15 protein-coding genes are annotated in these 17,904 nt (G+C 56.5%); all 15 read right to left on the bottom strand.

Annotation, left to right across the window (positions count from 1 at the left end):
- The 15 genes from BMW97_RS18205 to ilvI all read right to left on the bottom strand — a co-directional run bounded on the left by BMW97_RS18205 (position 1) and on the right by ilvI (position 17,526).
- A complete protein-coding gene (locus BMW97_RS18205; RefSeq protein WP_045907798.1) occupies positions 1 to 921 on the bottom strand; it encodes a D-alanine--D-alanine ligase in 921 nt (306 codons plus the stop codon).
- A complete protein-coding gene (gene murC / locus BMW97_RS18200) occupies positions 914 to 2,389 on the bottom strand; it encodes a UDP-N-acetylmuramate--L-alanine ligase (RefSeq protein ID WP_023293287.1) in 1,476 nt (491 codons plus the stop codon). The genes BMW97_RS18205 and murC overlap by 8 nt, the downstream gene beginning before the upstream one ends.
- 56 nt (positions 2,390 to 2,445) lie before the next feature.
- Positions 2,446 to 3,510, bottom strand: a complete 1,065-nt coding sequence (murG, locus tag BMW97_RS18195; protein WP_045907797.1) for an undecaprenyldiphospho-muramoylpentapeptide beta-N-acetylglucosaminyltransferase — start codon at positions 3,508 to 3,510, stop codon at positions 2,446 to 2,448.
- Positions 3,507 to 4,751: a cell division protein FtsW gene (ftsW, locus tag BMW97_RS18190; protein WP_008501983.1), complete on the bottom strand. Its 1,245-nt coding sequence runs from the start codon at positions 4,749 to 4,751 to the stop codon at positions 3,507 to 3,509. Before ftsW ends, murG begins: the two co-directional genes overlap by 4 nt.
- Positions 4,751 to 6,067, bottom strand: a complete 1,317-nt coding sequence (gene murD / locus BMW97_RS18185; RefSeq protein ID WP_045907796.1) for a UDP-N-acetylmuramoyl-L-alanine--D-glutamate ligase — start codon at positions 6,065 to 6,067, stop codon at positions 4,751 to 4,753. The genes ftsW and murD overlap by 1 nt, the downstream gene beginning before the upstream one ends.
- A 2-nt stretch (positions 6,068 to 6,069) precedes the next feature.
- The gene (gene mraY, locus BMW97_RS18180) at positions 6,070 to 7,152 is read right to left on the bottom strand and encodes a phospho-N-acetylmuramoyl-pentapeptide-transferase (protein WP_008501985.1); all 1,083 of its coding nucleotides are present in this window, start codon (positions 7,150 to 7,152) and stop codon (positions 6,070 to 6,072) included.
- The gene (gene murF / locus BMW97_RS18175; protein WP_045907795.1) at positions 7,146 to 8,504 is read right to left on the bottom strand and encodes a UDP-N-acetylmuramoyl-tripeptide--D-alanyl-D-alanine ligase; all 1,359 of its coding nucleotides are present in this window, start codon (positions 8,502 to 8,504) and stop codon (positions 7,146 to 7,148) included. The genes mraY and murF overlap by 7 nt, the downstream gene beginning before the upstream one ends.
- Positions 8,501 to 9,988 carry a UDP-N-acetylmuramoyl-L-alanyl-D-glutamate--2,6-diaminopimelate ligase gene (gene murE, locus BMW97_RS18170; protein ID WP_045907794.1) on the bottom strand — a complete coding sequence of 496 codons (1,488 nt, stop codon included), beginning with the start codon at positions 9,986 to 9,988 and terminating at the stop codon, positions 8,501 to 8,503. The genes murF and murE overlap by 4 nt, the downstream gene beginning before the upstream one ends.
- Positions 9,975 to 11,741, bottom strand: a complete 1,767-nt coding sequence (locus BMW97_RS18165) for a peptidoglycan glycosyltransferase FtsI (protein ID WP_045907793.1) — start codon at positions 11,739 to 11,741, stop codon at positions 9,975 to 9,977. The genes murE and BMW97_RS18165 overlap by 14 nt, the downstream gene beginning before the upstream one ends.
- Positions 11,742 to 11,756: 15 nt before the next feature.
- Complete coding sequence (gene ftsL / locus BMW97_RS18160; protein ID WP_008501989.1) at positions 11,757 to 12,122, bottom strand: cell division protein FtsL; 366 nt, start codon at positions 12,120 to 12,122, stop codon at positions 11,757 to 11,759.
- Positions 12,119 to 13,060: a 16S rRNA (cytosine(1402)-N(4))-methyltransferase RsmH gene (gene rsmH, locus BMW97_RS18155; protein WP_090393056.1), complete on the bottom strand. Its 942-nt coding sequence runs from the start codon at positions 13,058 to 13,060 to the stop codon at positions 12,119 to 12,121. Before rsmH ends, ftsL begins: the two co-directional genes overlap by 4 nt.
- Positions 13,061 to 13,062: 2 nt before the next feature.
- A complete protein-coding gene (mraZ, locus tag BMW97_RS18150; protein WP_021240528.1) occupies positions 13,063 to 13,521 on the bottom strand; it encodes a division/cell wall cluster transcriptional repressor MraZ in 459 nt (152 codons plus the stop codon).
- A 600-nt stretch (positions 13,522 to 14,121) separates the two neighbouring features.
- Positions 14,122 to 15,129: a catabolite repressor/activator gene (gene cra, locus BMW97_RS18145; RefSeq protein WP_008501993.1), complete on the bottom strand. Its 1,008-nt coding sequence runs from the start codon at positions 15,127 to 15,129 to the stop codon at positions 14,122 to 14,124.
- Between the two features lie 179 nt (positions 15,130 to 15,308).
- On the bottom strand, positions 15,309 to 15,800 hold the full coding sequence (gene ilvN, locus BMW97_RS18140; protein WP_045907792.1) for an acetolactate synthase small subunit: 492 nt from the start codon (positions 15,798 to 15,800) through the stop codon (positions 15,309 to 15,311).
- Between the two features lies 1 nt (position 15,801).
- Entirely contained in the window at positions 15,802 to 17,526 is a 1,725-nt protein-coding gene (ilvI, locus tag BMW97_RS18135; protein ID WP_045907791.1) for an acetolactate synthase 3 large subunit, read from the bottom strand.
- Between the last annotated feature and the right edge of the window lie 378 nt (positions 17,527 to 17,904).

Raw genomic sequence — 17,904 nt, 5'->3', positions numbered from 1 at the left:
TCAGCCCGCCTGGTCCAGAATGCGAACGACTAACTGCGAGAAGCTCATCCCCGCCTGACGCGCGGCCATCGGCACAAGGCTGTGGCTGGTCATTCCCGGAGAGGTATTGGCTTCCAGCAGATAAAATTGTCCATCCCGGTCCTGCATCACGTCGATGCGCCCCCAGCCCTGGCAACCCAGAACATGCCAGGCTTTAAGCACCAGGGACTGTAAATCGGCTTCACGCTCAGCTTCAAGACCACTTGGGCAGAAATATTGCGTCTCATCAGAGAGATACTTCGCCTCATAATCATAGAAGACTCCAGCGGGTTGGATACGGATTGACGGTAAAATTTCTTCGCCAAGCATCGCGACGGTAAATTCCGGCCCGCTAAGCCATTTTTCTACCAGAACTTCATCATCATGTTGAAATGCCAGCGCTAAAGCGGATGCTAAATCGTCAGCTTTGTCGACTTTAGACATTCCCACGCTGGAGCCTTCCCGGCTGGGCTTTACAATAACCGGTAAGCCCAGTTCAGCAATGCGTGCATTAACGCTATCCGACAGGCCCAATTCAAATTCGCGTCGCGTCAGCGCTACCCATGGTGCGACAGGTAACCCTGCGCCCTGCCACAGCAGCTTGCTGCGCAGTTTATCCATAGAGATAGCGGAAGCCATCACGCCGCTGCCGGTGTACGGCAGGCCGATCAGATCCAGAAGCCCCTGCAGGGTACCGTCTTCACCGCCACGACCGTGTAAAGCGATAAAAACTTTATCGAAGCCCATGGCTTTTAACTGCGTCACGTCGACCTCTTTTGGGTCAACCAGGTGCGCATTGACGCCACCTTCACGCAGGCCCGCCAGTACAGCCGCGCCGGAATTCAGGGAAACCTCGCGCTCGGCGGAGGTGCCGCCAGACAGGACAGCAATCTTATCAGCCATGATGCTCATCCTCCTGGTTTTGCGGCTTCAGTTTGATTTCAGCTAAGGTACGGGCGATTTTGCCGATATTTCCCGCACCCTGAATCAGAATCAAATCGTTACCTGTCAGGACCGGTGCCAGAATTTCCGCCACCTGTGCAGGGTCAGAAACCAGAATAGGGTCAACCTTACCGCGTCCACGAATGGTGCGACACAGAGAACGGCTGTCTGCACCAGGAATCGGCGTCTCGCCTGCGGCGTATACATCCAGCATTAGCAGGGTATCAACCTGCGACAGGACGCTGGCGAAATCGTCATACAGATCGCGCGTACGCGTGAAACGGTGCGGCTGGAACACCATCACCAGATTCTTGTCCGGCCAGCCCGCACGTGCGGCTTTAATGGTGGCGTCCACTTCGGTTGGATGATGACCGTAGTCGTCCACCAGCATCGCCGTACCGGCTTTACCGTTCACCGGATCCAGCGGGAATTCACCGAGGAAATCGAAACGACGACCGGTGCCCTGGAAACTTTCCAGCGCGCGCAGGATCGCATCATCATCAATGCCTTCTTCCGTCGCGACGGCCACTGCCGCTGCGGCATTGAGCGCGTTATGGCGCCCTGGCGCATTCAGCGTCACGTGCAGCAGCTCTTTGTCCTGACGCGCCAGCGTGAAGTGCCCCTGCGCGCCAATCTGTTTGTACTCTTCCACGCGGACGTCAGCGTCTTCACTGAAACCGTAGGTGGTGATTTGACGACCCACGCGCGGCAGCAGCTCGCGGATCACCGGATCGTCTACGCACATCACCGCGCGCCCGTAGAACGGCAGGTTGTGCAGGAAGTTGATAAAGGTCTGCTTTAAGTTCTCGAAGTCACCCTGGTAGGTATCCATATGGTCCGCTTCGATGTTGGTGACAATCGCCACCATCGGCTGCAGGTGCAGGAACGACGCGTCGCTCTCATCCGCTTCAGCAATCAGATAACGACTGTGGCCCAGACGCGCATGCACGCCCGCGGCTTTAACCAGACCACCGTTGACGAACGTCGGGTCGAGACCCGCTTCTGCATAAATACTGGAGACCATCGCCGTGGTCGTGGTTTTACCGTGGGTCCCGGCAATCGCGATGCCGTGGCGAAAACGCATCAGTTCCGCCAGCATTTCTGCACGGCGGATCACCGGAATGCGCGCGTCATGCGCGGCAACGATTTCCGGGTTGTCAGAGGAGATAGCGCTCGATACCACTACCACGCTCGCATCGCGCACGTTTTCCGGGCGATGATTGAAATAGATAGTCGCCCCAAGCGACGCCAGCTGCTGCGTTACAGGGTTTGGCGCCAGGTCAGACCCGCTGATCTGATAGCCTTCGTTAGCTAACACTTCGGCAATACCGCCCATGCCAGCACCACCGATGCCAACAAAGTGAATGTGCCGGACGCGACGCATCTCGGGCACGATTGAACGCAGTTTTGCCAGTTGTTGTGTATTCATTCTCTAAACGCCATCGACTACTTAAAATTCGTGCCGCGCTTCACGCGCTGCGAGGGTTAAGCCTGGGCTGCCAGGCTCACTTCTTTTGCCACCCGTTCCGTCGCATCAGGGATAGCCGCCGCGCGCGCGCGTTCAGCCATCTCAAGCAATACGTCTCTGTTCCAGCCCGCCAGGGTGGTGGCGACCGCGTCGGCGGTAAATTGTGGCTGCTCAAAAATTTTCGCCGCACCGGCTTTCTCAAGCGGCAGGGCATTCCAGTACTGCTGTCTGTCTTTGTGCTGGAAAGGCACAAACAGAGCCGGCAGCCCCGCGGCAGCGATTTCGCTTACCGTTAAGGCGCCAGAACGACAGACCACGACATCGGCCCAGGCGTACGCTGCCGCCATGTCGTCGATAAATTCCGTCACGTTATGCTGCGACTGCCCCGCCTCGGCGTAAGCCTGCTCAACGGTCTGCTGAGCGCCTTTTCCACTCTGGTGCCAGATGGTGACGGCATCACCCAGCTTTGCGGCAACCTGCGGCATCGTCTGGTTTAAAATACGTGCGCCCTGAGAGCCGCCGACGACCAGCACACGCACCGGCCCTTCACGGCCCGCCAGGCGAGCCTCCGGCAGCGGCAGTGCCAGTACGTCCACGCGCACCGGGTTTCCCACCACGTCCGCTTTCGGGAACGCGCCAGGAAATGCCTGCATGACTTTGGTGGCGATTTTCGCCAGCCATTTGTTGGTCAGACCCGCAATACCGTTCTGCTCATGCAGCACGACGGGAATACCTAACGACCACGCGGCTAACCCACCTGGACCCGAGACATAGCCGCCCATGCCCAGCACCACATCGGGCTTAAAGCGCTTCATGATGGTGCGCGCCTGACGCCAGGCGTTAAAAATGCGCACCGGTGCCAGCAGCATTGCCTTGAGGCCTTTGCCCCGAAGGCCGGAAATACGAATAAAGTCGATCTCAATACCGTGTTTCGGTACCAGGTCGGCCTCCATGCGGTCTGCGGTTCCCAGCCAGCGTACCTGCCAGCCCTGATCCATTAAATGGTGCGCAACCGCCAGTCCCGGGAACACATGTCCGCCAGTACCGCCTGCCATCACCATTAACCGCTTCGGTTGATTCATCGTGAACCTCGTGTAAACGCCTGGGCTTTTTCCAGACGCGTCTCATAATCTATGCGCAACAACAGCATGATGGCCGTCGACATAATCAACAGACTGGAACCACCATAACTGATCAACGGCAACGTCAGACCTTTGGTCGGCAGCATACCTGCTGCGGCCCCGACGTTAACCAATGCCTGGAAGCTAAACCAGATACCAATTGAGCAGGCCAGGAAGCCTGAGAAACGGTGATCGATCTCCAGCGCTTTCCGGCCGATGGACATGGCGCGGAAAGCGACGAAGAATACCATTAATAGCGCTAATACCACACCGATATAACCCAGTTCTTCCGCAATAATGGAGAAGATGAAGTCAGTATGCGCTTCCGGTAAATACTCCAGTTTCTGTACCGAGTTACCCAGCCCCTGCCCCCAGAGCTCACCGCGCCCAAAGGCCATGAGTGACTGCGTCAGCTGATAGCCGCTGCCGAACGGGTCTTCCCACGGGTTCCAGAACGAGGTCACGCGGCGAATACGGTAAGGCTCGGCGAGGATCAGCAGCACAACCGCTGAAATCCCCATCCCGATAATGGCGATGAACTGCCACAGCTTTGCGCCCGCCAGGAACAGCATGGCCAGCGTGGTGACAAACAGTACCACCACGGTACCGAGGTCAGGCTGCGCCAGCAGTAATACCGCCAGCACCAGAATCACGCCCATCGGTTTTAAGAAGCCGCGCAGGTTATTACGCACTTCATCTACCTTACGCACCAGGTAGTTCGCCAGGTAGCAGAACAGGGAGAGCTTGGTAAATTCCGCAGGCTGAATACGCAGCGGGCCAAAGGCGATCCAGCGTGATGCCCCGTTTACGGAACTCCCCACCACCAGAACGATCAGCAGCATAATGATCGACGCGATCAGCATCGCCGTACTGTGCCGCTGCCAGAACTCCATCGGCAGACGCAAGGTCACCAGCGCCAGGCAGAATGCCAGGATGATGTACAGACCATCACGTTTGGCAAACAGGAAAGGATCGTTCGCCAGACGCTGCCCGACGGGCATTGACGCTGACGTCACCATAATAAAGCCGACCGCCGCGAGCCCCATTGTGAGCCAGAACAGCGTGCGGTCGTACATGATCAGGCTGTCGTTATCTTTTTGACGAGAGCCCATCACCCAGCCTTTGAGCGCCGCAAACAACCACACCAGGATCCCAAATCCTGGCAGGCGCGGCATTTTCAGGCGAGGGAGAGATAAACGCATCAGCCTAACTCCTTCGCCAGGCGGGTAAAGACATCACCACGCTGTTCGAAATTCTTGAATTGATCGAGGCTGGCGCAGGCCGGAGAGAGCAGCACCATGTCACCCGGCTTCACGCGAGGGGCAATCAGCCGCATCGCCTGTTCCATGGTTTCGGTTTGCTCGGCGACCTCAGGGCGCAGTGCAGCCAGCTCGCTGCCGTCACGGCCGAAGCAGTACAGACGGACATTATCGCCGGAGAGATACGGCTTCAGGGACGAGAAATCCGCTGATTTACCGTCACCGCCCAGCAGCAGATGCAAGGTACCGTCAACGTGCAGGCCGTTCAGCGCGGCCTCCGTGCTGCCCACGTTGGTGGCTTTGGAGTCGTTGATCCAGCGCACGCCGTTGTGCTCCAGCGCCAGCTGGAAACGGTGTGCCAGGCCGGAAAACGTGGTTAACGCTTTCAGGCTTGAGGAGCGCGGCAGCCCCACTGCGTCCGCCAGCGCCAGCGCCGCCAGCGCATTGGTATAGTTGTGCTGCCCAGAGAGCTTCATCTCTTTCACGTTCAGCACTTTCTCACCTTTCACGCGCAGCCAGGTTTCACCCAGCTGGCGGTTGAGATGATAATCACCCATGGTGATGCCAAAACTAATGCAGCGGTCGTCTGCGCCACGCACCGGCATGGTCAGCGCATCATCGGCGTTCACTACGCAGACTTTGGCATTCTCATAAACGCGCAGCTTGGCGGCACGGTACTGCTGCAGACCAAATGGATATCTGTCCATGTGATCTTCAGTCACGTTGAGGATCGTCGCAGCGGCAGCATGCAGGCTGGAGGTCGTTTCCAGCTGGAAGCTGGAAAGCTCGAGAACATACAGTTCACAGCCTTTGTCCAGCAGCATCAGAGCAGGCAAACCAATGTTACCGCCAACGCCGACGTTCATGCCCGCCGCTTTTGCCATTTCCCCCACCAGGGTGGTGACGGTGCTTTTACCGTTAGAACCGGTAATCGCGATAACAGGAGCCTGCGCTTCGCGGCAGAACAGCTCGATATCGCCGACAATCTCAACGCCTGCATCTGCGGCAGCGCTCAGGGAAGGATGCGCCAGCGCCATACCCGGGCTGGCGACAATCAGATCGGCTGCCAGCAGCCAGTCATCATTCAGACCACCAAGGTGGCGTTCAACCTGTTCCGGCAGTTTATCCAGACCCGGCGGAGAGACACGCGTATCCATCACGCGCGGCGTCACGCCACGTGCGAGGAAAAAGTCCACGCAGGAAAGGCCCGTGAGGCCTAACCCGATGATAACGACTTTTTTACCCTGGTAATCTGCCATGATTAACGTACCTTCAGCGTTGCCAGGCCAATCAGCACCAGCATCAGCGAAATAATCCAGAAGCGCACAATGACGCGCGGCTCCGGCCAGCCTTTCAGTTCATAGTGGTGGTGAATCGGCGCCATACGGAAGATGCGCTGGCCGCGCAGCTTGAAGGAGCCGACCTGCAAAATCACCGACAGCGTCTCAACCACAAACACGCCGCCCATGATCACCAGCAGGAACTCCTGACGCAGCAGCACGGCAATAATGCCCAGCGCGCCGCCCAAAGCCAGTGAACCGACGTCCCCCATAAAGACCTGAGCCGGATAGGTGTTGAACCACAGGAAGCCAAGCCCCGCGCCGACAATCGCCGTACAGACGATCACCAGTTCACCCGCGTGGCGCAGATAAGGGATGTGCAGGTAGTTCGCGAAATTCATGTTACCGGTCGCCCAGGCCACCAGCGCAAAACCGGCCGCCACGAAGACGGTAGGCATGATTGCCAGTCCATCCAGACCGTCGGTCAGGTTAACGGCGTTACCGGTGCCGACAATCACAAAGTACGCCAGCAGAATGTAGAACAGACCCAGCTGCGGCATCACGTCTTTAAAGAACGGCACGACCAGCTCGGTCGCTGGCGTGTCTTTCCCTGCCAGATACAGCGCGAAGGCCACGCCCAGCGCGATCACCGACATCCAGAAGTACTTCCAGCGGGCAATCAGGCCTTTGGTATCTTTGCGGACGACTTTGCGGTAATCATCGACGAAACCAATGATCCCGTAACCCACCAGAACCGTCAGCACACACCAGACGTACGGGTTGGACGGGTACGCCCACAGCAGTACGGAAACGACGATGGCAGTCAGGATCATGATCCCGCCCATGGTCGGGGTACCGCGCTTGCTGAAGTGCGATTCCGGGCCGTCGTTACGCACAACCTGGCCGAAAGAGAGCTTTTGCAGACGGGCAATCATGCGCGGGCCCATCCACAACGAGATGAACAGCGCAGTCAGCAGGCTGACGATGGCGCGAAACGTCAGATAGGAAAAGACGTTAAAGCCTGAGTAATATTTGACCAAATGTTCGGCCAGCCAAACTAACATGTCCCGTTCTCCTGTAATGCGTGCACAACCTCTTCCATGGCGGCACTACGTGAACCTTTCACTAACACTGTCACAATTTGTTTTTCTGTCATTAATGCCTTAAGGCGCTCAATCAACGCGGCTTTATCGGCAAAATGCTCGCCAACGCCGCTGGCCTGGCTAATCGCCTGGCTCAGTTTTCCTGCGCTCAGTACACAGTCCAGCCCCGCCGCTTTCGCCGCTTCACCGACCTGGGTATGACAGGCTTCGCTTTCGTCGCCCAGCTCTGCCATGTCGCCAACCACCATGATGCGGAAGCCCGGCATTTCAGATAACACCTGCACCGCCGCCGTCATCGAGCCAACGTTCGCGTTGTAGGAGTCGTCCAGCAGCAGTTTGTTTTCCGAAAGCTGAATCGGGAACAGGCGTCCCGGCACGGCTTTCAGGTTCGCCAGCCCGGCTTTGATTGCCTCATGTGAAGCGCCTACCGCCGTTGCCAGCGCCGCCGCCGCAAGGGCATTGGCGATGTTATGGCGACCCGGCAGCGGCAGCAGCACCTCCACGCCACCCGTTGGGGTGGTGAGGGTGAACTCGGTGCCGTGCGACGTCACATGGATATTGGTCGCCGTAAAATCACTGTTGGCCGCATTTGGCGAGAAGCGCCAGGTTTTACGCGCACCAATGATGCTCTGCCAGTTCAGCCAGTCGTTGTTATCGGCGTTCAGAATGGCGATCCCGCTTTCCGGCAGGCCGGTGTAAATCTCGCCTTTTGCTTTCGCCACGCCTTCCAGCGAGCCAAAGCCTTCCAGGTGCGCAGCCGCGAGGTTATTCACCAGCGCTGCTTCCGGTCGAGTCAGGCTCACGGTCCAGGCGATTTCACCCTGGTGGTTTGCACCTAACTCGATCACCGCATACTCGTGCTCTTTGGTCAGGCGAAGCAATGTCATCGGCACGCCGATGTCATTATTGAGGTTGCCCGCGGTATAAAGCGTATTGCCGCACTGGCTGAGGATCGCCGCCGTCATCTCTTTCACTGACGTTTTGCCAGAGGATCCGGTCAGGGCGACGACGCGAGCCGGCACCTGCTGACGAACCCAGGCCGCCAGCTCGCCGAACGCGAGACGCGTATCTTTCACCACAACCTGCGGCAGATCGATATCAAGCTTGCGGCTGACCAGCAGCGCACCGGCGCCGTTCTCTTTGGCCTGTTCAGCAAAATCATGCGCGTCAAAACGCTCGCCTTTCAGCGCCACGAACAGACAGCCAGCGGTGACTTTGCGGGTGTCCGTCGTCACGGCATCAATGGTCAGGTCTTGCCCGTGCAGGTCGCCGTGCAGTACCGCTGCGGCCTGGCTTAACGAGAGGCTAATCATGCGACGACTCCCAGCAGGCGAGCTGCCGTTACGCGATCGGAGTAATCCAGACGGCGGTTGCCAACGATCTGATAATCTTCATGGCCTTTACCCGCCAGCAGAACAACATCATTCTCCTGGGCCTGCATGATGGCGTTCGTCACGGCTTCCGCCCGGCCTTCCACGACGCGCGCGCGGCCCGCATCCAGCATGCCCGCCAGAATGTCATTAATGATGGCGCGCGGCTCTTCCGTACGCGGGTTGTCATCGGTGACAACCGGAATATCTGCGAACTGTTCCGCAATAGCGCCCATCAGCGGGCGTTTGCCTTTGTCACGATCGCCGCCACAACCAAACACGCACCAGAGCTTACCGGTACAGTGCAGACGCGCCGCTTCCAGCGCTTTTTCCAGCGCATCCGGCGTGTGGGCATAATCAACCACAACGGTCGGTTTGCCCGGCGCGCTAAACACTTCCATACGGCCACAAACTGGCTGCAGACGCGCGGCGGTTTTCAGCAGTTCAGCCATCGGGTAACCCAGCGCCAGCAGCGTTGCCAGCGCCAGCAGCAGGTTGCTGACGTTAAACGCCCCCATCAGGCGGCTTTCAATTTCGCCTTCACCCCAGGAAGAGGCAAAGCGGATGGTCGCCCCGCTGTCGTGATATTTCACCTCAACCGCCTTCAGCCAGCGGCCGTGGCAGTTCGGATTGATATGGTCTTCCATCGATACGGCAACCGCATCGGGCAGCTTCGCCAGCCAGCGGCGGCCGACTTCATCGTCGGCATTAATGATCGCCTGACCACAGTGGTGAGTGGAATAGAGCAGCCATTTCGCGGCTTCGTAGTGCTCCATATCACCATGATAATCAAGATGATCGCGGCTCAGGTTGGTAAACACGGACGCGGCAAATTTCAGCGCCGCGACACGGTGCTGTACCAGACCGTGCGAAGAGACCTCCATCGCGGCAAAGGTTGCGCCCTGCCCTGCCAGACCGGCGAGCACGTGCTGTACGTCAACCGCGGAGCCGGTGGTGTTTTCCGTCGGGCTCACTTTGCCCAGCAGACCGTTACCTACGGTACCCATCACCGCGCCGGTTTCACCCAGCAGCTGAGCCCACTGCGCCATCAGCTGCGTGGTGGTGGTTTTTCCGTTCGTACCCGTTACGCCAACCAGGCGCAGCTGGTCGGAAGGTTCGTGATAAAAACGTCCCGCCAGTGCGGAAAGACGTTCGTTTAACTGGCTGAGATAGATGACCGGCACGCCGTGCATTTCACGGATCTCACCGTCGGTTGCCTCATCTTTAGCCTCAGCAATAATGGCAGCCACACCTTGCGCAATCGCCTGCGGGATATAACGACGCCCGTCCGCCTGATGACCGACCACCGCCACAAAAAGATCGCCAGAAGCAGCCACGCGGCTGTCCAGTACCATCTCTCGCAGTGCTCGCTCCGGTGCATTTGGCACCCACGGAGCGAGAAGGTCGCGCAAATTACGATCTGCCACCTGTACCCTCGCCTTGATTAATTACAAATTCACTTTTTTCGCCCGTCGCCAGCGCATCCGGTTCAATGTTCATGGTGCGTAACACGCCGCCCATGATGGCCCCGAACACAGGCGCGGAGACGGCGCCGCCGTAGTATTTACCCGCCTGTGGATCGTTTATCACGACCACCAGCGCAAAACGCGGATTGCTTGCAGGCGCAACGCCTGCGGTATAGGCAATGTATTTGTTGATGTAGCGGCCGTCTGGCCCCACTTTTTTCGCTGTACCGGTTTTAATGGCGATACGATAGCCTTTAATCGCCGCCTTCACGCCGCCGCCGCCCGGCAGCGCCACGCTTTCCATCATGTGCACTACGGTACGAACGATGGATTCCGGGAAGATACGCTCTCCCGGGACCGGTGGATCAACTTTGGTAATCGACAGCGGGCGATAAACGCCATAGCTGCCAATCGTTGCGTAGACTCGCGCTAACTGTAACGGGGTTACCATTAGCCCGTAGCCGAAAGAGAAGGTGGCCCTCTCTATGTCAGACCACCGTTGTTTTTGAGGATATAAGCCACTGCGTTCTCCGACCAACCCCAAATTGGTCGCCTTTCCCAGTCCAAAACGTGAGTAAGTCTCTACTAACGCTGAGGACGGCATCGCTAACGCCAGCTTTGAAACACCGACGTTACTCGACTTCTGTAACACCCCAGTCAGGGTCAATTCGCTGTAGCGCGCCACGTCTTTTATCTCGTGGCCGTTAATACGGTATGGGATGGTGTTCAGAACCGTGTTTTCATTGACGATGCCGCGCTGGAGCGCGGTCATCACCACCATCGGTTTCACCGTGGAGCCAGGTTCGAACACGTCGGTAATCGCCCGGTTACGCATGGCATCTTTTGCAGTGCCGGTAAAGTTGTTCGGGTTGTAGGACGGACTGTTGGCCATCGCCAGCACTTCACCGGTGCTGACATCCACCAGCACGGCGCTGCCTGACTCCGCCTTGTTGAACGCCACGGCGTTGTTCAGCTCGCGGTAGACCAGCGCCTGCAGGCGCTCGTCGATACTCAGGGCCAGGTTGTGCGCTGCCTGACTGTCCGTAGAGGAGATATCTTCGATGACGCGCCCGTAGCGGTCCTTACGCACGATTCGCTCGCCCGGCTGACCGGTGAGCCACTTATCGAAGCTTTTTTCAACGCCCTCAATCCCCTGGCTGTCGACGTTGGTGAAGCCAATGAGGTGAGCGGTTACTTCGCCGGATGGATAGTAACGACGGGATTCTTCACGCAGATGAATGCCCGGCAGCTTCAGTTTGCGAATGTAGTCCGCCATGTCAGGGTTAACCTGACGCGCCAGATAGATAAAACGCCCTTTCGGGTTCGCGTTAACGCGGGAGGCCAGCTGATCCAGCGGCATTTTCAGCGCATCAGCCAGCGCTTTCCAGCGGTTATCAAGGGTAATGCCACCGGCGTCGTGCAGCTCTTTCGGATCGGCCCAGATAGCCTTCACCGGTACGCTCACCGCCAGCGGACGACCGGAGCGGTCGGTGATCATCCCGCGGGACGTGGAGACCTCCTGAACGCGCAGAGAGCGCATATCGCCCTGGCGTACCAGCATGTCAGGGGCGACGATCTGCAGCCAGGCCACGCGGCCCAGCAGAAAACCCAGCGCCAGTAAAATGCAGCCGCAAAGCAACGCAAAACGCCAACTGATAAAGTTGGCCTGTTCTTCCTGACGTTTTGGTTTTAGCGTTTTTGCCGCTGCTTTCATGCGTCGCGTTTTCCCTTATTTTTGTACTACGATATTTTCCTGTGAAGGATCAACATGCTGCAGCTGCAGCTTTTCCGTTGCGATCCGTTCAACCCGGCTGTGATCGCCGAGCGCGTTTTCTTCAAGGATCAGATTTCGCCATTCAATATCCAGCGCATCGCGTTCCAGTACCATCTGCTCGCGTTGCGCAGTCAATAAACGTGTATGGTGGGCTGTCGTCACCACCGTTACTGCCGTGACAATGATGCAAATGAACAGACAGAGTGGCAGTTTCCCAAACCGCAAAAGATCGTCGCCGATCACGCCAGGCAAGGCATGGCGCTCGTTGCTTCCTAACGAATCCTTAACTTTGCTTAGGGTCTCTGTCACTCTGCCGATCATGCGTTCGTCCTCTCTGCAACACGCAGCACTGAACTACGGGCGCGTGGATTCTCTGCCACTTCTTCTTCGCCCGGCATCAACTTGCCTAATGCTCGCAACTGACGGCCACCCAGCTTCCTGAGTTGTTCTTCCGTCATCGGCAGCCCCGCTGGCACCTGTGGACCGCGGCTTTGTTCACGCATAAAGCGTTTCACAATACGGTCTTCCAGCGAATGGAAGCTGATGATGGATAACCGCCCACCCGGGGCAAGCACGTTGAGCGAGCTTTTTAGCGCCAGCTCTATTTCCTCCAGTTCACTGTTTACCCAGATACGAACCGCCTGGAAGGTACGGGTCGCGGGATGTTTGTGCTTATCCTTCACCGGGGTCGCTGCCGCGATCACCTCGGCCAACTCTTTGGTGCGGGTCATTGGCTCAATGCGGTTGCGCTCAACAATGGCGCGCGCAATACGTTTGCCAAAGCGCTCTTCGCCAAACGTTTTAATGACCCATGCAATATCGGCTTCGTCAGCGGTCTGTAGCCACTCGGCGGCGGATTGTCCGCGCGTCGGGTCCATCCGCATGTCCAGCGGACCATCTCGCATAAAGGAGAAACCGCGCTCAGCGTCGTCGAGTTGGGGTGAAGAGACGCCAAGATCGAGAAGAATCCCGTCGATCTTGCCCGTCAGGCCGCGCTCAGCCACATAGTCCGCGAGCGCAGAGAAAGGTCCATGCACGATGGAAAAGCGTGGGTCATTGATGGTCTGTGCAACGGCAATTGCCTGCGGATCGCGATCGATTGCCAGCAGACGTCCCTCCTCACCCAGCTGGGAGAGGATCAAACGCGAGTGGCCACCGCGACCAAATGTGCCATCAATGTAGATGCCATCCGGACGAATATTCAGGCCGTTAACGGCCTCGTCCAGTAACACCGTTTTATGTTTATAATTTTCCATCATATTTATAGAGACAAGTCCTGCAGTCGTTCCGATAATGTCGCGGAATCAGACTGCTCAGCGTCGATATCTTCCTTGACCTGTTGATACCAGGTCGTTTCATCCCACAGTTCAAACTTGTTGAACTGCCCGACCAGCATCACTTCTTTTGTCAGACCGGCATGTTGCCGCAACACAGGGGCAATCAGTAATCGCCCTGCGTTATCCATCTGACATTCACTGGCATGTCCCAATAACAGCCGCTGCACGCGGCGTTCCTGCGGGTTCATGCTCGACAGTCGCGACAGCTTTTGCTCAATAATTTCCCATTCAGGTAAGGGGTAAAGCAGCAGGCAGGGGGAGTTAATGTCAATGGTGCAAACCATTTGACCCGCAGCGTTCTCAATCAGCTGGTCGCGGTATCGGGTTGGTACCGATAAACGCCCTTTGCTGTCGAGATTGACTAACGTTGCTCCACGGAACATGCCAGTCTCACCCCTCCTCACCACTTTAACCCACAAATTCCCACCTAAAGGAGTTTACGGAGCGAGGGAAAAGCTTGTCAAGCCAGGACTCTCCGTATAAGGACTCGAAAGCCCTCTATTTACAGAGTTAAACAGTCCTGGTTAATAACTGCACAACTGGCGAGGCAAAATTAACGTTATGAATATTTGTAAGAAAAAAACCGAATATGCACACTAGCGTTAAGGCTCACTCAATATCATCGCAGATAAATATAAAGTGTCAGTTTGCGACGCGGGCAGCATTTTATGACAGATTCTCAGGGGATGACAGCGCCAGATTCACCCAGGCACACGGTAAGCGCAGTGGTTAGCACGTAAGCTGGCAAAGGAAGAGGAAAAAACGTCTGAATATTCATCGACCGAAGAGGGTTTGTAACAAAATAATACAAAGAATACCGTTTAAAATCGCTGAGATGTTCTTTAAAGAACAATTTAAAAGCCAAAATGAATTAAGAAAAATAGGCGATTATGATCTCACAAGAATTATCCTAATTTCTCTCCGGGAATTATCCGCACGAATTATTGCAGCAAAATGGGGCAGATTTCGCCGCCCCAGTCATTTCATTTTTGGCGGCTTAAAATTCCGCGATGGTAGAGATTACGTTTGATACGCGTCAGGCCCGGCTTTGGTTTGCGGGGTTCATCCAGACTCGCCAGCACAATCTCCAGCACGCGTTCAGCCACGTCGCGGTGACGCTGTGCAACCGCCAGCACCGGGCACTGAAGGAAGTCGAGCAGCTCGTTATCCCCGAACGTGGCAATCGCCAGGTCGGAGGGGAGTTTACCTTCACGGCGTAAGGTGACATCCATGACGCCCTGCAAGAGCGCAAACGAGGTCGTGAACAGCGCCTGAGGCATCGGGTGGGTTTCCAGCCATTTCTCGAACAGCTGCGCGGCGGCTTCACGTTCGTAGCTGTTGGCATAGAGGTAGTGAACCTCGCGCGGATCGTCTTTCCAGGCGGTTCTGAATCCCTGCTCGCGCAGGAAGCTCACCGAAAGCTCGGGCAACGCGCCAAGATACAGCACCGTTTCCGCCGGGAACGTCCGCAGCTCTGCGGCCAGCATTTCGGCATCATCCTGATCCGCACCCACTACGCTGGTGAAATGTTCACGATCGAGCGCCCGATCCAGCGCCACGATTGGGAACGGGTCGTTCGCCCAGCGCTGGTAGAACGGATGTTCTGGCGGTAAGGAGGTCGAAACAATAATGGCATCCACCTGGCGCTGGAGCAGGTGCTCAATGCAGCGCATCTCGTTATCAGGCTGATCTTCCGAGCAGGCAATCAGCAGCTGATAGCCACGCTGGCGCGCCTGACGTTCAAGATAGTTGGCGATACGGGTATAGCTGGTGTTTTCCAGGTCCGGGATCACCAGACCAATAGAGCGGGTGCGCCCGGCGCGCAGACCGGCTGCGACAGCATTCGGATGGTAGTTATGTTCACGAACCACCGCCATAACTTTTTCAACGGTCTTGTCGCTGACACGGTACTGCTTTGCTTTACCGTTAATCACATAGCTGGCCGTTGTTCGTGACACGCCGGCTAGCCGGGCGATTTCATCCAGTTTCACAATTGCCCCTTAAAAAAAGAAAAGAGTCCATGGCCCTGTCAAGGTTATGGTTAAATCTTTTAACATCTAAACGCAGAAAAGCCTTCGCGGCAACCGCTTTTATCTGCGTTGTCGGCTGATTACGCAAAAAAAAGCCCGGCTTTGGTGACCGGGCAGAAAGAGGCGAACCTTTTTGACAACTAACGCATGATTTTCTCGCCGCGTGACAGACCCACGACACCCGATCTTGCGACTTCAACAATTTTTGCCACATCCCGCACGGACGTCAGGAAAGCATCCAGCTTGTCACTCGTCCCGACCAGCTGAACTGTATAAAGAGAAGGTGTGACGTCGATAATCTGTCCGCGGAAAATATCCGCATTGCGTTTAACTTCTTCACGCCCGTAGCCGCTGGCCTGGATTTTCACCAGCATGACCTCACGTTCAACGTAGGCCCCCTGCCCCAGCTCGCTCACGCGCAGCACATCAACCAGCTTATGCAGCTGTTTTTCAATCTGTTCAAGCACTTTGGCGTCGCCAACGGTTTGAATCGTCATGCGCGACAGCGTGGGATCCTCCGTCGGCGCGACGGTCAGGCTTTCAATGTTATAACCGCGCTGCGCAAAAAGACCAATGACGCGCGACAGTGCGCCAGACTCGTTTTCCAGTAAAACCGATAATATCCGGCGCATATCAGGTTCTCTCCGTTTTGCTTAACCACATTTCATCCATACCGCCCCCCCGAATATGCATCGGATAAACGTGTTCGGTTCCATCAACAATCACATCCATAAAGACAAGGCGGTTGTTTTTAACGTGCTCAAGCGCTTGTGCGAGCTTCGTTTCCAGCTCGGCCGGATCGGTCACTCGCATCCCAACATGGCCATAAGCTTCAGCAAGACGAACAAAATCCGGCAGCGATTGCATATAGGACTGCGAATGACGGCCAGAGTAAATCATATCCTGCCACTGCTTCACCATGCCGAGATAGCCGTTATTCAGATTCAGCACAAGAACCGGCAGCTCATACTGCAGTGCGGTAGACAGCTCCTGAATGTTCATCTGAATACTGCCGTCTCCGGTCACGCAGACGACGGTTTCATTCGGCAGAGCCAGCTTCACGCCCAGCGCGGCAGGCAGACCGAAGCCCATGGTGCCTAAGCCACCCGAGTTGATCCAGTGACGCGGTTTATCAAACGGGTAATACAGGGCGGCAAACATCTGGTGTTGGCCCACGTCTGAGGTTACATACGCCTCACCTTTCGTCAGTCGCCACACCGCTTCGATGACCGCCTGCGGCTTAATGTTTTCGCTTTGCGTGTCATATTTCAGGCACTGACGCGCTCGCCACTGTTCAATCTGCTGCCACCAGTCGCGGATCTCATCCAGCGGCTGGGTCGCGTTCTCCTGGGTCAGCAGATCCAGCATCTGTTCCAGAACCTGACGAGCATCACCGACGATCGGCACATCAGCCGACACCGTTTTTGAAATGGACGTCGGATCGATATCAATGTGCAACACGGTGGCGTTCGGGCAATACTTCGCCAGATTGTTGGTGGTACGATCGTCAAAACGCACGCCGACGGCAAAGATCACATCGGAATGATGCATCGTCATGTTGGCTTCATAGGTACCGTGCATACCCAGCATGCCGAGCGCCTGGCGGTGAGTGGCGGGAAACGCCCCCAGCCCCATTAGCGACGACGCCACAGGAAGGTTGAGTTTTTCAACCAGCTCACGAAGCTGGGCTTCACAGGCAGCGTTGATCGCCCCGCCGCCGACATAGACGACCGGTTTTTTGGCTGCCAGAAGCGTTTGCAACGCCCGCTTGATCTGTCCTTTATGCCCCTGCGTTGTCGGATTGTAAGAACGCATGCTCACCGAGTCAGGCCAGACGTACGGCAGCTTGTTTGCCGGGTTCAGAATGTCTTTAGGCAGATCGACCACCACCGGTCCCGGGCGCCCGCTTGCTGCCAGCCAGAAGGCTTTTTTCAGTACGCCGGGAATGTCTTCGGTTTGCTTGACCAGAAAGCTGTGCTTCACAACGGGACGGGAAATCCCGACCATGTCACACTCCTGAAAAGCATCGTAGCCAATCAGCGAGGTTGCTACCTGCCCGGAGAGGATCACCAGCGGGATAGAGTCCATATACGCCGTCGCAATGCCGGTAATGGCGTTTGTCGCGCCGGGGCCGGACGTGACTAAGACCACGCCCACTTCACCCGTCGCACGCGCCAGACCGTCGGCCATGTGTACAGCCGCCTGCTCGTGACGTACCAGAACATGGTCAATGCCCCCTACCGTATGCAGCGCATCATAAATATCCAGGACCGCGCCGCCAGGGTAGCCGAACACTTGCTTTACGCCCTGATCGATCAGCGACCGCACGACCATTTCCGCGCCAGACAACATCTCCATGCTTTGCCTCCAGGCATTTTGTTATAGACGGACTGCCGAATTCATTTCCGCACCGTCTTACGATCGGGATGAACCAATCTTATATTTTGCAGAGTGTTCTTTACCTTAACCGCTCGTTATGAGGCAGGCAATTAGCAAACCCGGGGAGATAAACGGTGCGTAAAGCAGAAAAAGCAGCCGTTAACTGAAGATATGGTTAATTCCTCTGGGAATAGAGGACGGTGTGATAAATCATCGCTGAAAAGCGCGGCAATGCAGGAAATCATCTATTTTTGCGTACCGAAGAGCGGCCCGAAAAAATTCATCACAGAACAAAATAGCAATTATCTATAAAAACTCAGGATAAATCACACAATCCGATGCGATTTATCCTGATGC

The organism is Enterobacter sp. NFIX58, assembly GCF_900110475.1.
GTDB lineage: Bacteria > Pseudomonadota > Gammaproteobacteria > Enterobacterales > Enterobacteriaceae > Enterobacter > Enterobacter quasiroggenkampii.
Note: the sequence above shows the minus strand (reverse complement) of the source record. Positions and strands in the feature narration are given on the sequence as shown.